The sequence below is a fragment of the Pseudoalteromonas sp. TP27 genome (assembly GCF_056470645.1).
On sequence record NZ_JARDAK010000003.1, the window covers coordinates 365,709 to 384,609 of the forward strand.

The window sequence follows — 18,901 nt, forward strand, 5'->3', positions numbered from 1 at the left end:
AACTAAATCGAATTTAAATATATAAAGGTACAGTGTAACTGCCGAGTGTAAGGGTTACACTCGGCTTAAATTCCGAAGATGGTATTTGTTTTTAGCAGGTATGTGATTAAAGTAAACATATTATCCTCTTTGTTTAAATCAATCATATTGAGTTAAAAAATAAAGTCAATTGAGTTTTAGGTTAAAAAATATTTTGACGATAAAATAATAGTTTAATAGCTATTTTTTATGCTTTTATAAACTCGTTTTTTCTCACTGAAATGCTGTAATGCCTACGTGTTAATTTCTCACTATGTAATTGAAGCTAAACGACTAAATGATTAAGTGCTATTTATGGGATCTATAGTGTCATTTATGCCTGTTTATAATATTTATAGATTAAATATAATGGTGCTGTTGTTTATTAAAGTGTAATTATGTGAAGCTTAAGCTGTTTATTTTATAGAGTAAAATTAGGTGTTGGGTAACACTTTTATAGTGGTCACGTGCTCTATAGCTTAATCTTTATGTAATAGTCATTGCATTGAACAATGTTAAATAACCACTTCTTATTCGGGTTCATCAAAGTAAATTATAAAGGGTCTCATTTATATGTGGATAATTTTTGCATTACTCGCCACTGTTTTTTTTGGTGCACGAGGAATAATGTATCAATGGACGTCGCAGAAAAAAATTAACCGTAATCTATTATTGTTCGGTGTTTTTTTTGTGGGGTTTATAATTAGTGCGCTAGGTACTGTGGTATTTGAACATACATGGTATGGCTGGGCAGACATTACGGTTGGACTTGCTTTAGGCTTTGGATCTTTTGCGGCCAATGGGTTTTTGCACAAGGGGTTTTCGGTTGGAAAAGCATCTTTAATTAGTATTCTATCGGGGTTAACGCCTTTATTTGTACTTATGTTTGCTTTTTTATTGTGGCAGGAGACCTTAACAACAATTCAATTAGTTGGCTTTTTCATTATTTTTGGTGGGCTTTATATCATTCGTTATTCAAGCGATATCTCGTTGAATAACTTACAAGGTGCACAATGGGGATTACTCGCTGCACTATCCTTTGCATTTAATGATTTAATGGGCAAACAATCAACACTCCTTGAGGCCGATACGTTTGCAACGCTAACGTCTATGTTTGGGTTTGGTAGCTTTCTTTTTGCTGTTAGTTGGTTAGTAAAGCGAAAAAAAATGCTAGTAGAGCAAGGTGCTGATCCAGTGTATTGGTCTGCGAGTAAAACATTTTCGTGCGGGTTACTTATTGGTTTAACAAATGTAGCAGGTATGGTGGCAATAATATCTGCTTTTGCAATTGGTAATACAGGGCTCGTTTCGGCAATTTCGGGGATGAACATTTTAATTATTTTGCTGTATTCGCGCATCGTTCTAAAAGAGTCTTTTACACGCCAAGAAGTTATAGGATTAACAACTGCATTTTTAGGTGTAATCGTACTAAGACTTAGTTTTTAAAGTTTAGCTAACTTAAAGTTTTGTTGTTGAAAATAATTCCGTTTAAGTGCTAAAGGCATACGCTGCTACACTTTAGAAAAGTGTTGCAGTGTATGCTCTATAAGTAATCGCACACGATAAGGGATTTGTTTTCTGTTGCGATAAAGCATAGAAAAAGGCTGCCCTTCGCTTTGCCAGCCAGGAAGAATGTGTTTAAGCTTTCCGGCTTCAATAAGAGGCAATGCTATATAATCAGGAATGTAACTAATACCTACGCCAGACTCAACGGCTTGTTTCATCATTTGAATTTCATCAACTTCTAACCTGATATGCGTGTTTGGATTAAAACTGTATTCTTCGCTCGTTTGCTGATTTTTTAGTTTCCACGGGACTAACCCAACGCACGTAACTTTTGGATGATCTTCTAATTGCTCAGGATGAGTGATGGGATGATGATCATAATTTGGGTGAACACACAGCAGATTATTAGTAAGCTTAAGCTCCCTAATTACCCAATCTTCAATCGCTGGGTTTCTTACTCTAAATGCTATATCAATCCCTTCTTTTTCAATATCAATAAGGTTATTTGAAAAGCGTAAATCTAATTGAATTTCGGGATACTGTAGTAAAAAATCACAAAAAATAGCACTTAAAAAATGTTTACCCATGTAAATGGGTGCAGAGATCCTAATTTTCCCTTTAGGTTGGTCTTTTTCATCACAAAGTGCTTGCTCAATACACTCTACTTCGTCAAATAACTTGCGGTAGCGGTCGTAATATAACTCGCCAGTATGCGTAAGTGTAACTCTATGGGCATCTCGATTTAGGAGTGTTAATTGCAGGGCCTGCTCTAATAAACGTATTCTACGGCTTAAAGTTGATAGTGACATATCAAGGCTTATTGATGCTTTTTTAAAGCTACCTAGTTTTACTATGGTGCAAAAGTAACGTAAATCATCGAGAGAATAACTAGCTGCCATCAGAACTACTTTATTGCTTAGGAGGTAGATAATATTAACAGCGGCGCTTTAAAATTTCATTAGAGATTAAAAGTAGAGAAGGCCGAGGTTTTTATTGTGGAAGCTGGTACTGTACTTTTTTAGCTAACGCTTCGCGTGACATTTTTGCTTTTTTGCGACGTTCTTTTAGATGCTCTGCAAAAGCTAGCTGCACTTCACCTTCGCTTAATAGCAGGTAATTAATAATGTAACCCCCAAGAAAAAGAGACACAACTGTATCTAAAATGGATTTAAAATAAGATTAATGGGTACTATAGTGTCTATTTTTGCGAGTAAAGCGTTTGAGACGTGTTAATGCCAAGCAAAGTAGATACTGGCTAATCTCATTTAGGTTCCCTATACAATAGAATGTAAATCAACTTTAAAACTATCGAGAATATGCATCCGAAACTTATGATAGCCACAAAATCATATTAATAACCGCTACTTCTTTTCAGCATGCTCAAAACCCTGACGCCGCATTATGTTTGGAGGAAATTTATAAATGCTTGATAGTTTTGACTGAAAAAATAAATGATGAGCATGCGAGTTGGGCAATCGAAGACTTCTTATCATTACTAAAATCAGAGGGATTAGGGCCAAAAACACCAATGAATCGCTTCTCAATTACTAATTATTTAGAGGCCGTGAAGTTTAGCGAACAAGTTGACTCTATCTTCAAAGAAGCTCAAAAACTAGTATGGCCGTTACAAAGCATAGGAATGGAGCCTGTATTTAAGCGTCAAGGAACTGAGTCAAGAGTTGGGCTAGAATTTTGCCCTACGATTAAAGATAAAGGCAGGCAATGGCTTCCAGGGATATTTTGTGGCGTGTTACTCGATGGTGCGGATCACGGGGTTAAAAACTTTACAAACAATGAATTAAAATTATGTTTAGTTTTTGACTTTAATCGAACAGGCCAAGAAACGATTAAACATTCAGAGAATTATAAAAAATTTAAAGAGGGGCTTAAATCGTTTGTTAATGATTGGGATTACATAGATACGGCTGTAGAGGCAAACGCAAAACATAATAAATGGCACCCAATTATTATTTTAAAGCCAATGCTTCCTCTGTTTGAGAGTACCAATACTCACCAAGAGCAGGTAAATGTCGTGCTTGAGGTGTTTAGCGAATTACAGAAAAATCTTATTAAGGGACCCGAATTTATAAAATTAGTAGAAGAGCTCACAGTGGCAAAATCAAGTGTTATTAAATAGGCTTTAACAACCCCGTTTTGTAGCACTTAAAAATTAGTAATAGGGTGAAACTCAGGTTGTTCGTCAAATTAGCTAAGCCACTACAGCCAATAAAATAAATGATATACGGGGAATTTTATTGCTAAAGCCGAAGTTTCTCTTTACTTGTACAAAGCATATTTTTAATACCAATTTATTACTAGGGCGTGTTGAACTTTGTGGATTGAAATTTGTTCAATCTAGGGGCGATTAAATCGCGGCGCGAGGTTTGTAACCTAGTGGGCTAAGTAAAAACCGAGCAACAAAGAGTTGACCGTCCCTAGAAAGAACCCAGAGGGCAGTGCATGTTTGGCATTTATGCTGCGTTATCGCCTATTTATGGGGAGCAACCACATTACATAGGCTCTGCCTTACCTAAAAACCAAACATACTGCTGCAAATTCACCCACCAAAGATCAACACGCCCTAATTAACACTCAAAAAACCACGACCTTTGCGGTATGATAAGCCAATAATTTATATTGATATTCTTGCCTAAGAGAGACCACATGGACGCTGCATCAAAAAAGCCTGCACCTAAAAAAGCTGCAAAAAAAACACAAGTCGGGTTTGAAGAATCCCTTTGGGATGCCGCCAATAAACTGCGCGGCAGTGTTGAATCAGCCGAATATAAGCACATTGTTTTAAGCTTAATCTTTCTTAAATTTATTAGTGATAAGTTTGAAGGGCGTAAAAAAGCCATTGTCAGCGAATACGGTGATGAATACATAGACATGGTCGACTTTTACGCAATGGATAACGTGTTTTATCTACCAGAAGACGCCCGTTGGTCACACATTCAAACCAACGCCAAACAAGGCGATATTGCCGTAAAAATAGATACCGCACTACACGGCGTTGAAAAAAACAATAAATCACTCGCCGGCGCATTGCCCGACAACTACTTTTCACGCTTAGGGCTTGATGCCAGTAAGCTCTCAGCGTTAATCGACACCATTAATAATATCGACACCATCGCCAACCAAAACGAAAAAACAGAAGAAGACTTAGTTGGCCGTGTTTACGAATACTTTTTAGGTAAATTTGCCGCCTCTGAAGGTAAAGGCGGGGGCGAGTTCTATACGCCTAAGTCAATTGTTACCCTTATCGCCGATATGATTGAACCATTTCAAGGTAAAATTTACGATCCATGTTGTGGCTCGGGCGGTATGTTTGTGCAATCGCTTAAGTTTATTAATAGCCATAACGGCAATCAAAAAAATGTGTCTATTTATGGGCAAGAGTACACCAACACTACTTATAAACTGGCTAAAATGAACCTCGCCGTGCGCGGTATTTCGGGCAACTTAGGCGATGTAGCAGGCGATACCTTTTTTAAAGATCAACACCCTGACCTAAAAGCCGATTACATAATGGCAAACCCACCGTTTAACCAAAAACAGTGGCGCGCCGATAACGAACTCGTTGACGATGCCCGCTGGGCAGGTTACCCAACACCGCCTACTGGTAATGCCAACTATGCGTGGATCATGCATATGATCTCAAAACTCAGCGAGCATGGCACCGCTGGCTTTGTACTGGCTAATGGCTCAATGAGTTCAAACACCAGTGGCGAGGGTGATATTCGCCAAAAAATAATCGAAAACGATTTAGTCGATTGTATGATAGCCCTACCAGGGCAGCTGTTTTACACCACACAAATTCCGGTGTGTTTATGGTTTATAAGTAAAGATAAAAAAGGCAATAACGAAAAAGGCCTACTAAAGCGCCGCGACCGCCAAGGCGAAACGCTCTTTATAGACGCCCGCGAAATGGGCTCTATGGTTAACCGCACCTTAAAAGAACTCACCAACGACGACATAGCTAAAATTACCCAAACCTACCATATTTGGCGCGGCGAAGAGTTAACCACTGAAAGTACCGAGCGAGAAAGCGCACAAAAAGAGCAAAGCGCAAATAAAGAGCAAGAGAAAAGCGAAAATAAAGAGCAAGAACAAGAGTACAAAGATGTAGCCGGTTACTGTAAATCAGCCACTCTTGCCGATATAAAAGCGAACGACTACGTACTTACCCCCGGGCGCTATGTAGGCGCTGCTGAGATTGCAGACGACGGTATCCCGTTCGAGACCAAAATGAGTGAGCTTAGCCAAACCCTTTATAGCCAAATGAGTCAAAGCGATGCGCTAGACAACGCTATTCGACAAAACTTAGAGGCACTGGGTTATGGAAAATAGTAACGCATTAGATAACCCCGCCATATTAATCGAAATTAAACAGGTTATTGAGCAAGCGCGTAAACAGGTTAAACAAACCGTTAATCACGCTATGGTGAACGCCTATTGGCAAATTGGACGGTTAATTGTTGAACAAGAGCAGCAAGGAGCGACACGAGCTGAATATGGAAAAACACAACTTGCGTTGCTCTCAACACAATTAACCGCACAATTTGGTAAGGGATATTCAAGTCGAAACTTACGCAATATGCGCAGTTTTTACTTAGCCTTTTCAAAATGGCAGACAGTGTCTGCCAAATTGAGTTGGTCGCATTATTCAACACTTATACGCATTGAAAATGAAAATGCCCGCTTATGGTATATGCAAGAGGCCAGTCAACAAAACTGGAGTGTACGCGCCTTAGAACGTCAAATCGGTACGCTTTACTACGAGCGTTTGCTCTCAAGTAAAAACAAACAACCCGTAGAGCAAGAAGCCCAACAAAAAACTCAACCGTTAGCAGAAACGCCAAAAGACTATTTGCGTGATCCTTATATCCTAGATTTTCTCAATTTAGAAAGTGGTCATTACCAAGAGACAGATTTAGAGTTAGGTATTATCAATAACTTGCAAAAATTCTTACTTGAGCTGGGTAAAGGTTTTGCATTTGTTGAACGTCAGCAACGAATAATCACCGATGATGGGGATTACTTTATTGATCTGGTTTTTTATAACTATCACTTAAAATGCTTTTTATTAATTGACCTAAAACTCAATAAATTAAGCCATCAAGATGTCGGACAAATGGACATGTATGTGCGCATGTATGAAGAGCAAAAACGTCAAGCAACAGACAACCCAACTATCGGCTTGATTTTATGCTCACAAACCAATAATACCGTGGTTAAATATTCAGTGCTTAATGAAAGCAAACATCTTTTTGCCTCGCAGTACCTCACACAACTGCCCAGCGAAGAAGAGCTGCGCATAGAACTCCAAAAAGAGCGCGAACGTGTGCAAGCACAGTTGCTTAATCAGCAAGCCAGAGGCCAAGATGATGAATAAACAAATAGTGTGTGAAGTTGATTGGCAAATGGGCGAAGCAAAAGTGTTAGATAAAGCTATCCGTAAAAACTTGGAGGCGCTGGGTTATGGGGAGTAACTATTTGATGAAGGTAAGAGATATTGCTGAAGTTTTTGATGGCCCGCATGCTACACCACAGAAAATTGATGTAGGTCCTTATTTTTTGAGTATATCAAGTCTCGTAAATGGTCAATTAGATCTTTCTAAATCAGCGCACCTTAGCGAGGAACAATTCAAAAAGTGGACTAAAAGGGTAACACCTCAAGTAGGAGATGTTCTCTTTTCATACGAAACTAGGCTAGGTGAAGCCGCATTAATGCCTGCTGGCGTAACTGCTTGTTTAGGAAGGAGAATGGGGTTGCTAAGACCGGATCAATCTAAAGTTCTCCCAGAGTATTTACTATATGCTTATTTGTCACCTGTTTTCCAACAAGAAATAAAAAAACGTACAATTCATGGGGCAACAGTTGAACGAATTTCATTGAGGGAGTTACCAGACTTCAATATCCACATTCCTGGAATAAAAACGCAACGAAAAGTTATTAATACTTTAAATGCTATTAATAACAAAATAAGTCTAAACAAAGAAACAAACCAAACCCTTGAACATATGGCGCAGGCGTTATTTAAAAGTTGGTTTGTTGATTTTGATCCGGTGTTCGACAATCTACTTGCCAGCGTTGATTTTAACTTAGACAACCTTGAAACTAGTCTGCCTGATGAGTTAAAACAAAAAGCACAGCGCCGCTTAGCGGCACTGAACAGTTTAGAAAATGCGGCGCAATGTAAAGCATCACTCAGTGCGCTCGCTCACGAGTTACAAGTACAGTTACCAACAAAAGAAGCAACACACGCAGCAGGGCAAGTATCAGAAGAAGCCGCTAAAACACCCGTTAAACCAAACTTTAGCGCCAATCCTAAAATATTAGCCCAACACGCCAACACCCACGCTCACTTCCCCAATGAGTTCGAGCACAACGAACAACTAGGTTGGATACCAAAGGGCTGGGAAGTACTTCCTCTAGAGTCATTAATTATATTAATTGGTGGAGGTACACCTAAAACGAGTATTGAAGAGTATTGGAACGGTGACATCCCTTGGTTTTCGGTAGTTGATGCACCTCACGATAGCGATGTATTTGTTGTTGATACGGAAAAGCATGTTACGCAGCTAGGTGTAGATAAATCGTCTACAAAAATACTCCGTGTTGGTACTACAATTATAAGCGCCCGAGGAACTGTTGGTAAATGTGCATTTGTAGGCACTCCTATGGCTATGAATCAGTCCTGTTATGGTATTAATGGCATTAATAATATCTCAGATGAATTTATATACTATCTTACGAGGCACCAAGTTTCTGACCTACAGAAAAGAGGTCATGGCTCAGTTTTTAATACAATAACTCGGGAAACATTTAAATCTATTTTACTGCCATTTTCCGGTGATAAACTGACTGAAGAGTATGGTAAAGCTGTAACCTCATTATTTGATAAAATTTTAATGAACAATCGGCAAAACATAGAGCTGACCAAACTCCGCGACACTCTTTTACCTAAACTCATATCTGGCGAGCTACAAATACCTGATGTAGCCACTGGTGAAAAAGCAGTCGATTAATAACTTGAGCTGAGCGCTTAAAGGCCAAAATAACAAGAATAAGGATGTTTGATGAAATTTACTGAAGCCAAATTAGAACAAGTGGTAGTTGAGCTATTAGGCGAGCAAGGCTACCCGCATTTATTGGGCGGGCAGCTCACCCGTAGTAATAGCGACGTATTAATTAAAGAAGACTTACGGGCTTTTTTAACCAAGCGTTACGCTAAAAATAATATTACTACCGGTGAAGTAGACTCAATTATTGCAAAGCTTGAAAAGCTACCTGCTAGTGATTTATACGAAAGCAATAAAACCTTTTGTAAGTGGCTAAGTGATGGATTCTTACTTAAACGGGAAGTACTTACACACGAGCGTGGCAGTGTAGCAGGGAGTAAATCACAAAAAGATTTGTATATTCAACTACTTGATTACGACAACGTTGAGCAAGGCATTAAAAGTAGCTTAACAGCTGGTAATGCAATGGCACACGCTGCTTTAGATAATGTGAATGAAGCAAGCGTTACCTACCTGCAAGATGGCAATATTTACCGTTTTGTTACTCAGTTAGAAATACAAAGCCCCACAAGTTACGACAATATTGAAATGCGCATTCCCGATGGTATTTTATATGTAAACGGTTTACCGCTGGTGGTGTTTGAATTTAAAAGCGCGATACGCGAACAAGCCCCCATTTTTGAAGCCTTTAAACAGTTAACAGTACGGTACAGGCGCGCTATCCCGCAGTTATTTGTATTTAATACCTTGTGCGTTATAAGCGATGGCGTAAACAACAAAATGGGCAACTTATTTGCGCCGTATCAGTTTTTTTACTCGTGGGGAAAAGTAACGGGGCAAGAGCTAACTGCACAAGAGGGGATTAACTCGTTACATACCTTATTGCAGGGCTTGTTTGATAAAGCGCGGCTGCGCGATGTAATGCGCAATTTTGTATTCTTCCCTGATTCTGATAATAAAAACGCGGGCAAAAAAGAGATAAAAATTGTGCCGCGTTACCCGCAATATTATGCGGCTAATAAGTTGTTCGAAAATATAAAGCGGCATTTAAAGCCACAAGGCGATGGTAAAGGCGGTACGTACTTTGGCGCAACGGGTTGCGGTAAAAGTTACACCATGCAATTTTTAACACGCTTGCTGATGAAAAGCGTTGAACTTAAAAGCCCAACCATTATTTTAATTACCGACCGCACCGATTTAGACGATCAACTCTCGCAGCAATTTGGTAATGCTAAAACCTACATTGGCGATGACACGGTAAAAACTGTAACCAGCCGTACTCACTTACGAGAGTTATTAGAGGGCCGTAACAGTGGCGGTGTGTTTTTAACGACCATTCATAAGTTTACCGAAGACACCCAACTATTGACCGAGCGCACTAACGTTATTTGTATTTCTGATGAGGCGCATCGTAGCCAAGTTAACCTTGATCAAAAAATTACCATTATCGAAAAAGGCCCTAATGCCGGAGTAAGAAAAACCTTTGGCTTTGCAAAATACCTGCACGACTCACTGCCCAATGCTACTTACGTTGGTTTTACCGGCACGCCAGTAGACGCGACTTTAGATGTATTTGGTGAAGTGATTGACTCGTACACCATGACCGAATCGGTTAAAGATGAAATAACCGTACGCATTGTGTACGAAGGCCGCGCGGCCAAAGTATGTTTAAACAACAGTAAACTGGCCGAAATTGAAGCCTATTACAAAGAATGCGCCGATGCTGGCAGTAACGAGCTGCAAATAGAAGACAGTAAAAAAGCCACCGCCAACATGAATAGTATTTTAGGCGACCCTGATCGCATTAAAGTGTTAGCAAAAGATTTTGTGCAGCACTACGAAAAACGCGTTGAAGAAGGCTCTACGGTTGCAGGTAAGGCTATGTTTGTGTGTAGCTCGCGCGGGATTGCTTATCAGTTGTATCAAGAATTAGAAGAATTACGCCCAGATTGGTTTGATGTAGTTGATACCGAAAATACACAAGCGTTATCGGATACCGAGCGAAAGCGTGCTATTAGCGAAGGCCGTATTGCAGCCCCTTCTGAAAAAGTAAAAATTGTGATGACGCGTGGCAAAGACGACGTCGCACGTTTATATAATTTACTTGGCAGTAAAGACGAACGTAAAAAGCTTGATAAGCAATTTAAAAATAAACATTCAAACTTCAAAATAGCCATAGTGGTCGATATGTGGCTAACCGGTTTTGATGTGCCATTTTTAGATACTATGTACATTGATAAGCCACTGCAAAAGCACAGTTTAATACAAACTATTTCGCGGGTTAATCGCCAGTTTGAAGGCAAAAATAAAGGCTTGGTAGTCGATTATATTGGTATTAAATCTGAAATGAATAAAGCCCTTGCGCAGTATTCAAAAACAGACGAAACTAACTTTGAAGATATTACCGCTTCGGTTATAGAAGTAAAAAACCACCTAGCATTACTTGTTCAGTTATTTCATAAATTTGACAGCAGCCCTTATTTTACAAGTGAAGCGGTTGCCCAGTTAAATTGTTTAAACCACGCAGCCGAGTTTGCACTTATTACCGAAAAACGCCAAAAGCGCTTTATGGATTTAGTTAAACGTTTAAAAGCCGCTTACGATGTTTGTTGTGGTAGTGAAAAAATTAACGAAAATGAGCGTAACCACATTCACTTTTACCTCGCCATTCGCTCTATTATTTACAAGCTAACCAAAGGCGAAGCGCCCGACACGGCGCAAATGAACGCCAAAGTACGTGAAATGATAGCCGAAGCCCTACAAAGCGACGGCGTTGAGGAAATATTTAAGCTAGGTAATGAAGACGGCGGCGAAATCGACATTTTTAATGACGACTACATCGCTAAAATAGAAAAAATAAAACTCCCCAATACCAAAATTAAAATACTGCAACAAATGCTAGCCAAAGCCATTGGCGAGCTTAAAAAAGTAAACCAAACCCAAGGTATCGACTTTACTAAACGCTTTGAATCGCTAGTACAGCGCTACAACGAGCGAAAAGAAGATGACGTACTGGTAAGTAGCGTACTTGATGATTTTTCAGAAAGCATGGTTGATATGATTTACAGCGTACGCGACGAAATGAACGCCGGCGACGAGCTAGGCATTGATATTGAAGAAAAAGGCTTTTACGACGCCCTAAAAATGTTAGCGATTAAATACGACTTTGACTACCCCGAAGATAAGCTCATTGAACTGGCCCAAGCGGTAAAAGTAATTGTAGACGACAAAGTTAAATTTGTTGATTGGAACCATCGCGACGACATTAAATCATCACTTAAAGTAGAGCTGATTTTAGTGTTGGCTAAATTTAAATACCCACCCATCAGCCGCGATGAAGTGTATAAAGAAATATTTGATCAAGCGCAGAGTTTTAAAGCGAACAAAGGGGCGTGAATATCTATTCCTATTAAACAATAAGGGACTATATGTTTTAAGCTCAAGGCGAACATTTTATTTAGAAAAGCTGAACTAAATCTATTTTAATTAACTTTAGTAAAATTCAGAAGTGAAGCATTTTATAAAATGATTTTCAGTTAACACTAGGTTGGTTATTAAGTTTTAATGAAATTTAAAATAGGACACTAAAAAAATGAATAGCTATTTTGCACTCCATAAAGATTATAAATTTGGCGGAGAGTTTATGGCCGATATGGGTTATGGATTCAAACCTGAAAGTCCTGGAAACTGGTTTAAGGACAGTCCAGGTAAATCTAAAAATCCTAGAACTCCACCTTCCGAGGGGGACCTAGTGTATGTAATACAAAGGCAAAAGCCTAAAAAATCTTACCAGTTAGTAGGCAAGTACAAAATTGTTGGCTTTACTAAAGGCAATTCACAATCAACAAACAAAAAGGCACATAGGGCAAAGCTTCATAATTCGGTTGTCCCTACGAAGCCAATCTTTTTAGATGATAAATTGCTAGAGAAAGTATTTAAAATGGGTCATCAAGTTGAATACAACGATCTTGAGAAGCAATTAAAAACCCAAAATACATCTTTCAAGCATCCTTTAAGTAAGAATATATGCAATTTTCTCGACTGGATATTAGCTATCGATAATCCCAAGCCTGAAAACTCAGCTCAAAATGAGCATCCTGACGATGACCTGCAACATAGTGAAGAGAATGCATATAAAAACTCAGAGCAGAAAGTTCGACAGGGACAAAATAAGTTCCGTAAAAATGTTGAAAAGGCTTGGAATGGTAAGCAATGTGCAGTTACTGGAATTAATTTTGAGCCGTTGTTAATTGCATCGCATATTGTCAGGTTTAGCGATTGCAAGGAAGGTGAACACTGGGATGGTGCAAATGGAATGTTTCTGACTGCTCATCTTGACGCCTTATTCGATAAATACCTGATCACGTTTATTGAGAAGTCAGAATGTTTCAAGATGATTTTTTCGAAACACGTAGATCGACAAGCTTTGGAGAGCATAAATATTAAAGAAGATAATGAACTTAATATTAAAGCATTAGGAACAGTAGAGTTATTGAGATTTAAGAAATACATGTTGGAGCATAATAGGCTCTTCTATGCTAGGAATAAATAAGATGAAATTAAAGTATTTAGTTTCATCTTCTATAGCTAAATGCCTTGCGATAGCGAAATATAAACCTCTTTCATTAAGCTAAAAAATATTCATAATTTTAACGGCAGCAATCTGTCAGGCCGAATCTGAATTATAGTTCTATATTTCACCGCTGGTTACAAAAGTTAATGAAGTTCTATCTCACCTTTATGTAATGGGTAATGCAAAATGAATTCACGCCGCCATTTATCAATTTTAGAGCTTGTGCCAATAGCACCAAGCTCTATTTCAACTCAAAAATTGCAACAAAGAATGATTGAACGTGGCTTTGATATTTCAACTCGTATGTTGCAACGCGATCTCCAATTACTTTACGAGCAAGGTTGTTTTGGCCTTGAAAAAGATACGCGGAGTAAGCCGTATGGTTGGTCTATTAATTCACAGTGGCGAGGTGGTAACGCAAAAGTAATGAGCAGCGAAGTGGCTGAGCATTACCTGCTACTAGAGCAGTTACTACCGCAATCTGTACCGAGCGATGTTAAACACTCAGTTCACATTAAAGCAGAGCAGGCTCTTAAACGTTTTAATGGTCATGTGCCTAATTGGCTTGCAACCCTTCCAAAATCGTCGTTAAAAGTGAATATCGATACTCAGTTAGTTGCGCAAATTGAACATGCGATTAACCATAGGCGAGCAGTGAGTGCTGAGCTTTATAGAGTACTTTACGATGAGGCACATTGGCTTAAGTTTGCTGAATTGAGTTTTTATAATTTAGTTGAGCAAGGCGGCGTTTTAATGGCGCAGTTTATGGTGGGGGAGCTTCACGATAAATGCTATCAAATGCCGGTTTACCGCATCCGCAATGTACACATTTTGCAAAAAACACGACGAGAGCCAAGTGATGAGCAACTAAAATCTTTACGCAGTGCGATTAACAAAGGTATGAAGCAAGAAGATATCGAGTTAACAGTGAAAGTGCCTAGCCATTCGGCGGTTAATCAAGGATTTTTTGAACTTGGCGAGCTGACTGACAAGCAACATATTGACGATAAAAATGTATTACTAACCTATCAAACTACTGATACCGAGCAATTGACTGATGAGCTATTTAAATGTGCTCATTGGCTTGAAGTGATTAAGCCAGAAAAGCTGAGGAAAAGAATTATTTCTAAGCTTAAAGCGGCTACTACAAATTATCTCTAATTAATTTAAATGCTTAGGTGCGTCAAAAATTGACGTACCTATTTGTTATGCTCCTTTAAAAGTTAAGGAGTAGTTATGTTTCAATTAATTCAGCAAAATGATGGTTTATCAATTGGCGTATTTGGTATTGGTGGGTGCGGCTGTAATACGCTAAACAGTATTTTTGAACAACGTGAATCTGAACAGGCGCACTTGTACAGTGTTAATACCGACAAAGTGGTGCTTGAGCATACACAAAGTGATGAAGCAGTACTGATAGGTGCAGAGCTCACTCATGGTTATGGCGCAGGAGCCGACCCTAAAGTTGGGCTGCAAGCGGCAGAAGAGAGCAAAGAGCAGCTTTTAACACTCATTAATGGCTGCGATATAATACTCTGTGCAACAGGGTTGGGTGGTGGTACTGGGACTGGCGCTAGCCCGTATATTGCAGAGCTTGCTAGTGAGCAAGGTAAACCCATTATATTTGTTGCTACATTGCCATTTAGCAGTGAAGGGCAGTTTAGGAGTAATATAGCGCAAGCAGGTTTAAACGAACTTAAAGAGCATGCTAATGCTGTTATTACTCTCCCAAACGATCAACTCATTGAAGTGCTAGGTAACGATATTGGCTTATTTGATGCGTTTAAACACTCAAACCAAATACTCCACTCGCTCATAAAATCATTAATCGATATGCTGTGCTTTCAAGGCTTAATAAACGTTGATTTAAACGATTTTGCCAAAATTATGGATTGCCAAGGCGATGCGGTATTAGGTGTTGGTAAATGCAATGAAGAAAGTGAGCTTACTACTGCGCTCAATGGGGCACTTAATAACCCGTTAGTTAATCAAGTGGATATGTCGTCAAGTACGGGGGTGATAATACAAGTAAATTGCAAAGATGAAATTTCACTGGGTAGTTATAACCTTATTACCGATACAGTGCGCCAGCAGGTGAGCCCAAATGCGTTGGTTATTTGTGGTGTTTCAAAAATAGAAAGCTTAGCGACTAATTATGAGTTACTGGTAATTGCTACGGGCGCGAGTTCAAAAATGATACTTGATGACACTACAGGTCAGTCAAGCTCTAAAGTAGTCGCCACTAAGCCAAAGGCATCTGATATTTTTGATATCCCCGCTTTTATAAGAAATCAATCTGCACCACCTAGTAAAAGCACTTTATAGGGTTTGCAAGCAAAGACCGCGGTATATAGCTATGTGTAAACGCTACCACAGGACGATTTAGATAAAAATTTATTAGCTTTGTTATAACCTATATAAATAAAGGCCTTGCGGCGATTTTTTTGATTGAGATCAACAAAGTAACAGAGAAAGATAGGCATAATTCGCGGCTGTAATTTACACCCAAAAATAAAAATTTGTGTTACTAATTTGTGTTACTAATTTGTGTTACGATTTAATAAATAATAGCGGTTTTTTATTAAACTAGAACTGCACAATCGTTAGCCTTTACACACCTTTGTTTTTACTTATCTTTTTGTTTTATAATGATATTAATTGAAAAGGCTAGAAAGTGGCTCTACTCATAAACAGCAAATGCATTAACTGCGATAGTTATAAGGTTTTCAATTAAAGTCTTTAAAAACAGGTTGTTACTTTGTCGTGCTATAGCTTGTGCTACGATTTTACGTAACTCGTTAGCACTTAGTTAGTATCTTAAAAACAGCCTTAAAAGGCAAATTGTATTAACTAAAAAATTAAAAACACAAACTACCATAATTTTTGAATCGATATTATTTAAATCTAAAAACGCTTAAATAAGATTCCAAGTAAGTAAGAGTACTGGTAGATAACGTAACTCAATCTGATCAGCTAAATGAATTAAACGTAGTTTGAAGTCATGTTTGCTAGGGTCATTGAAATAGACATTAGAAATGTCAATTAGAAATAAAGTTGCCGCTGCCTTTTTAGAGTTATAAATAAATCAATACTATTAGCTTAATACAATTAACTGCCTATTAAATGCTTATTTATGGCGTACGTATTATCAAGCTGTTGCTCTATTAAACTAATCGTTTGCTTATTTATGTCGAGCGCTTTTGCTGTATTTTTAAAGTTTAAAATAATCTCTGCTATTTCAGATATGATAACTTGTACCTGCTTCCAATTTGCGTAACCAGCAGCAGAAGCTAGCTTTTGAATCGCTTTTAGTGGCGGGTTTTTTCCAAATCCAGCAAACGAAGTAGCATGCTCATTAAAAGGGTGAGGACTAAAAGTGACATCATAAAAAGGCGCTAAATCCCACTCACCAGAATCTTCTTGTAAAAAAGCCCAGTTTTTACTGTGGTCGTCTTGGTTACAGCTAAATAAATTAAACATAGCCCGACGAAATTGTAATTGCCCTGCAGCAGGTGATTTGCATAAAACACGGCTCGCTTTAATTAAATCTTCATAATCTAATGTAGGTGTGCGAAAATCAGCATCAAGCAAGCCACATGCACTATGCATATGTTTGCAGCCCATTTTATTACCCATTAATTTAAACCTATCGAATCGTTTTAGGGCAAGCCATTGCTTTGCACCGGTCCCTTCTGGGGCGGGTACCAGTAATCTCTGAGGAGGGTTTAATCCCGCTTGTTCAGCTAAATCCAAATACACAGCTTCACATAACCCTTCCTCATGTCCTAAAGCGAGGTTTTTGGATGTGAATTTTATTAACCAAGCATCATCACCTGTTTTAGGTTTTGTTCTACATTCTTGTATATTATTGTCAGAAAAATAAATTTGGGCTTTTGGGCGTGCACCGCCGGAGCTACCAGCAGCCACTAACGCAGAAAGTACTTCTTCTGTTTGTCCGTCAAATATTGCTTGGGCTTGTTGGCCTAATGTAGCAAGACCAGCTTCATCGTCATTTGTGCCATCATAATGAGTTTCAGGTGTAAACGATAATGCTCCCATAGCCGAATGGCCAACAAAAGATAAGCGGTCCATTGCTGTAACAAAGTTAGGCATTATATTATTTTGTCTGAATACACGGTCCTGTAGTAATAGCCCCCACCCATCAGGTAAACAATCAGAAAAGACCCCATGCAATCCATTGTGTGGGCTTTTGGGTGCTAACTGAACATCTCTATTGAAGGCGAGTGAAAATGGCGAAAGATTACCATATGTGTCTATATAGCCTTGATCGAATTGAAAGTAAACACCTTGTCTATTTTGAGCAAGTACACCAACCTTTAACTCTGTTGAGTCTGACAGTGTACGTTTTACTTCTAGCTTTTCTATGGGTTTAAAGGCCATTGTTTAATACCTGAGCAATTGACGTTGGCGCATTCTTACCTTGAGTTGGCGCTTTTGTTAATTCATATAAACGAGTCAAATCGTCGAGAGATTGCCACAAAAGTAATAGCTGCCTGAATGAAATAAGTCCTGTAACCTCAAACTTTTTTATTGTAGAAGCAGGTACCGTACTTTTTTTAGCTAACGCCTCACGTGACATCTTTGCTTTTTTGCGGCGTTCTTTTAGATGCTCAGCAAAAGCTAGCTGCACATCACCTTCGCTTAATAATAAATAATTAATAATAGAACCTCAAAAAAGACATGTGTGTATCTAAAGTGGATTTTAAATAGGGTTAATGGATACTATAGTGTCTATTTTGTTGCGAGTAAAGCGTTTGATACGTGTTAATGCCAAGCAAAGTAGATACTGGCTAATTTTGTTCAGGTTCCTTATACAATAGAGTGTAAATCAAATTAGAAGCGTAAAAAATTAAAACGCATTTTTGTGTTTTTCACTTTTCACAATAAAGTGCCTTTTAGGGAACATTAAGCCGCATTTAAGGTCTTAAAGTGACTTATTGGTCACTTTAACTACCGGCGGTTATATAAAAAAAGTTAAGTCTTTTTTTACTTAATCTACTTTTTTAGCTTGTTTAATAAGCTTAATTAGAATTATCGTCAACACAGCAGCTGGAAATAACCATATAAAATCACTCATCTTAGATTCTCAATATTTGAAATAGTAACTTAACATTAATGTTTTTGAGGTGTTTTGCAAATTTACGTCGTTTATCTATTACCTTTCAATTTTTCTCCTCACTTATGCCTAGTTAGTTTTAGGACAAATAATTAGGAAAAATCATGAAAGACCAAAAATCGCCGTTTATTCGCCAATATGTACGCGCTAGTAAATCCCCCTGGGAGGATGCTTCCACCATTTTGCTGTTAGCTGATGTAATTGATAAGCAAACGAAAGAGTTGGGCTTCACAAACTACATTTATTTACACCGAGATAGCGTGGGGAGTGTGCTGGGTATTAGTATTTCTCAACAGTTGTTAGCTGCTAACCCTGAGTTCTCGGAGAGGTATTTGGAAGGTATTGAGATGTATGCTTTTTTACTCATACATATTGAAGAAATAACAAAATTTTGTGGGTTGTTTACTGCAGAATTTGAGCAACTATTTATGCTAAAACCGAATGAGTATTTTGCAGCTACAGAGTGCCATTGGTTAGATATATTAGAAAATACCTAAAAACCTTTAGCGAACCACGTGGTTCGCTTTTTTATTTCCCTGCAACGCTACTAGTTATATGTATAGAACCAAAAATAAGTTACACACTGCATGTTCATTACTCCAAAAAATTGCACCGAGCCTGGCGCTAAACAGGCTTACCTA

Annotated in this window: 14 protein-coding genes; 10 read left to right on the top strand and 4 right to left on the bottom strand. The window is 38.4% G+C overall.

The genetic code is table 11. The features are described 5' to 3' along the window. The first annotated feature begins 591 nt into the window (after positions 1 to 591). Entirely contained in the window at positions 592 to 1,464 is an 873-nt protein-coding gene (locus PX700_RS06265) for an EamA family transporter (protein ID WP_479520213.1), read from the top strand. A gap of 65 nt (positions 1,465 to 1,529) precedes the next feature. Here PX700_RS06265 and PX700_RS06270 read toward each other — a convergent pair whose 3' ends face one another. Further along, entirely contained in the window at positions 1,530 to 2,423 is an 894-nt protein-coding gene (locus tag PX700_RS06270) for a LysR family transcriptional regulator (RefSeq protein WP_479520214.1), read from the bottom strand. A gap of 91 nt (positions 2,424 to 2,514) precedes the next feature. Then, the gene (locus tag PX700_RS06275; protein WP_479520215.1) at positions 2,515 to 2,673 is read right to left on the bottom strand and encodes a hypothetical protein; all 159 of its coding nucleotides are present in this window, start codon (positions 2,671 to 2,673) and stop codon (positions 2,515 to 2,517) included. 286 nt (positions 2,674 to 2,959) lie between these two features. On the opposite strand from PX700_RS06275, the gene PX700_RS06280 reads away from it, so the two are divergent. The 8 genes from PX700_RS06280 (at position 2,960) to PX700_RS06315 (ending at position 15,448) form a co-directional block, all read left to right on the top strand. After that, entirely contained in the window at positions 2,960 to 3,661 is a 702-nt protein-coding gene (locus PX700_RS06280) for a hypothetical protein (protein ID WP_479520216.1), read from the top strand. Positions 3,662 to 4,188: 527 nt separating this feature from the next. Further along, positions 4,189 to 5,874, top strand: coding sequence for a type I restriction-modification system subunit M (locus PX700_RS06285; protein ID WP_479520217.1), 1,686 nt, complete (start codon positions 4,189 to 4,191; stop codon positions 5,872 to 5,874). Next, positions 5,864 to 6,919 carry a PDDEXK nuclease domain-containing protein gene (locus PX700_RS06290; RefSeq protein WP_479520218.1) on the top strand — a complete coding sequence of 352 codons (1,056 nt, stop codon included), beginning with the start codon at positions 5,864 to 5,866 and terminating at the stop codon, positions 6,917 to 6,919. The genes PX700_RS06285 and PX700_RS06290 overlap by 11 nt, the downstream gene beginning before the upstream one ends. An 86-nt stretch (positions 6,920 to 7,005) precedes the next feature. Further along, positions 7,006 to 8,556 carry a restriction endonuclease subunit S gene (locus tag PX700_RS06295; RefSeq protein WP_479520219.1) on the top strand — a complete coding sequence of 517 codons (1,551 nt, stop codon included), beginning with the start codon at positions 7,006 to 7,008 and terminating at the stop codon, positions 8,554 to 8,556. Between the two features lie 51 nt (positions 8,557 to 8,607). Then, on the top strand, positions 8,608 to 11,946 hold the full coding sequence (locus PX700_RS06300) for a type I restriction endonuclease subunit R (RefSeq protein WP_479520220.1): 3,339 nt from the start codon (positions 8,608 to 8,610) through the stop codon (positions 11,944 to 11,946). 196 nt (positions 11,947 to 12,142) lie between these two features. After that, the gene (locus PX700_RS06305) at positions 12,143 to 13,102 is read left to right on the top strand and encodes an HNH endonuclease (protein WP_479520221.1); all 960 of its coding nucleotides are present in this window, start codon (positions 12,143 to 12,145) and stop codon (positions 13,100 to 13,102) included. Positions 13,103 to 13,309: 207 nt separating this feature from the next. Next, positions 13,310 to 14,284 (top strand): helix-turn-helix transcriptional regulator, encoded by a 975-nt coding sequence (locus PX700_RS06310; RefSeq protein ID WP_479520222.1) that lies wholly within the window; start codon positions 13,310 to 13,312, stop codon positions 14,282 to 14,284. A gap of 75 nt (positions 14,285 to 14,359) precedes the next feature. Next, on the top strand, positions 14,360 to 15,448 hold the full coding sequence (locus PX700_RS06315; protein ID WP_479520223.1) for a cell division protein FtsZ: 1,089 nt from the start codon (positions 14,360 to 14,362) through the stop codon (positions 15,446 to 15,448). Positions 15,449 to 16,231: 783 nt separating this feature from the next. On the opposite strand, the gene PX700_RS06320 is transcribed toward PX700_RS06315, so the two are convergent. Further along, positions 16,232 to 17,524 (bottom strand): type II toxin-antitoxin system HipA family toxin, encoded by a 1,293-nt coding sequence (locus PX700_RS06320; RefSeq protein WP_479520224.1) that lies wholly within the window; start codon positions 17,522 to 17,524, stop codon positions 16,232 to 16,234. Continuing rightward, positions 17,514 to 17,804: a helix-turn-helix domain-containing protein gene (locus tag PX700_RS06325; RefSeq protein WP_090493474.1), complete on the bottom strand. Its 291-nt coding sequence runs from the start codon at positions 17,802 to 17,804 to the stop codon at positions 17,514 to 17,516. The genes PX700_RS06320 and PX700_RS06325 overlap by 11 nt, the downstream gene beginning before the upstream one ends. Before the next feature lie 560 nt (positions 17,805 to 18,364). Here PX700_RS06325 and PX700_RS06330 point away from each other — a divergent pair. Further along, a complete protein-coding gene (locus PX700_RS06330) occupies positions 18,365 to 18,757 on the top strand; it encodes a hypothetical protein (protein ID WP_479520225.1) in 393 nt (130 codons plus the stop codon). Positions 18,758 to 18,901 lie beyond the last annotated feature (144 nt).

Bases quoted from the DNA above. Each gene is read 5' to 3' on its own strand.
- PX700_RS06330 (WP_479520225.1), top strand. From the start codon at position 18,365: ATGAAAGACCAAAAATCGCCGTTTATTCGCCAATATGTACGCGCTAGT.
- PX700_RS06310 (WP_479520222.1), top strand. From the start codon at position 13,310: ATGAATTCACGCCGCCATTTATCAATTTTAGAGCTTGTGCCAATAGCA.
- PX700_RS06305 (WP_479520221.1), top strand. From the start codon at position 12,143: ATGAATAGCTATTTTGCACTCCATAAAGATTATAAATTTGGCGGAGAG.
- PX700_RS06270 (WP_479520214.1), bottom strand. From the start codon at position 2,423: ATGGCAGCTAGTTATTCTCTCGATGATTTACGTTACTTTTGCACCATA.
- PX700_RS06320 (WP_479520224.1), bottom strand. From the start codon at position 17,524: ATGGCCTTTAAACCCATAGAAAAGCTAGAAGTAAAACGTACACTGTCA.
- PX700_RS06315 (WP_479520223.1), top strand. From the start codon at position 14,360: ATGTTTCAATTAATTCAGCAAAATGATGGTTTATCAATTGGCGTATTT.
- PX700_RS06290 (WP_479520218.1), top strand. From the start codon at position 5,864: ATGGAAAATAGTAACGCATTAGATAACCCCGCCATATTAATCGAAATT.
- PX700_RS06295 (WP_479520219.1), top strand. From the start codon at position 7,006: ATGGGGAGTAACTATTTGATGAAGGTAAGAGATATTGCTGAAGTTTTT.
- PX700_RS06265 (WP_479520213.1), top strand. From the start codon at position 592: ATGTGGATAATTTTTGCATTACTCGCCACTGTTTTTTTTGGTGCACGA.
- PX700_RS06285 (WP_479520217.1), top strand. From the start codon at position 4,189: ATGGACGCTGCATCAAAAAAGCCTGCACCTAAAAAAGCTGCAAAAAAA.
- PX700_RS06300 (WP_479520220.1), top strand. From the start codon at position 8,608: ATGAAATTTACTGAAGCCAAATTAGAACAAGTGGTAGTTGAGCTATTA.